The following is a 1,192-nucleotide window of genomic DNA, read 5'->3' as shown; positions in this document are numbered from 1 at the left end:
TCGATCACGCGCGCCTTTTGCGGCAGTATCCGCGCCAAAAGCTCGCTGCTAAGCCTCGTGCTGGTCTCGTAAAACGGCACGCTGCGGCCGATCATATCATCAAAAACCGACGCGACGCTGGCGTCAAACTCAAACTGCTTTTTGATAGGTTCTTTAAAAATTTCGTCTTTCATCCGTTTCCTCTTTAGTTTCGCTATTCGCGCAGCACTCGATTTATATTTTCTGCGCATGCTAAGCGCAGAATTCTCATGCCGTGCTTTCTGCACTTACGTGACACTCGATTTGCGACCGCTACGCATGGAATTTTTGCGCTTAGTTTGCCCCGTGCGTAAGCATACCTAAATTTTAAACGCAGCATGAGCGCTTTTAATGCGAGCGAGCTGCATCCCAGTTTGTGCTCCACTTCTAGCCCAGATACGCTCGATGCATGATTAAATTTCATGTCTTGCTTGACAGACCCTAAAATTCCGCGCCGTGCAAATACATCCTTAAAATTCTACGCCGTATTTTCGCAGCATTAATTTTATGTCGCCAAATCTCACGCTACCAAAACAGTTCCTTTAAATTCTTTAATTACGAACTTAAACTAAAAGCATAGCCAAAGCTCTATTGGTAGAATTTCGCGCCCATTTTGCGATTTTACGCGCCGCAAAAATAGAGGCGCTTGGCAAAATTTTTACGTTTGACTATGCGTATAATTTAGCCGCTCTCGACTCTTGCTTGCCGGCGGCCCTGCTAAATTTTAAAGCTTCGCAGCGCAACTAAGATTTTTTATTGCCCTTAATTCTCGGTGCAGCTCACACTTACCTCGCCTTACATAAGCCTAAGCCCAAAGTACGTTAAAGTCCTGCAGGCGGTACGTCGTTAAAATTTAACGACTTTTTAGCAGCTTGCGCGCCGCTTTTGTGCGCACTTCCCATATGGCATCGCAGACGCAGGCGGTGCACCAAGTATTCTCAGTGACAATGGGCACACGACTTTTATACGGGACGACGCAGATGGCTCATTTAATGCGCCGTAGATGCAAAACGCGGGCAAACGCATCAAATTTCAAGCGCACAGCCCGCAAGTTTTATCTTTAAGCTTACAAGCCTAGATTAAAATTTGCAGCTTCGTAGTACCGCCTCCGCCTCTGAAGCGTCTTTTAAAATCTGCTCTTTAAGCTGCGCTAGATCGCTAAATTTGCGATTTT

1 pseudogene is annotated in these 1,192 nt (G+C 46.1%); it reads right to left on the bottom strand.

Annotated elements, in window-relative coordinates:
• A pseudogene (locus Q0257_RS02610) lies at positions 1-173 on the bottom strand (carboxy-S-adenosyl-L-methionine synthase CmoA); the annotation flags it as partial.
• Positions 174-1,192 lie beyond the last annotated feature (1,019 nt).

This window comes from uncultured Campylobacter sp. (assembly GCF_938018035.1).
In the GTDB taxonomy this organism is placed as follows: domain Bacteria; phylum Campylobacterota; class Campylobacteria; order Campylobacterales; family Campylobacteraceae; genus Campylobacter_B.
Note: the sequence above shows the minus strand (reverse complement) of the source record. Positions and strands in the feature narration are given on the sequence as shown.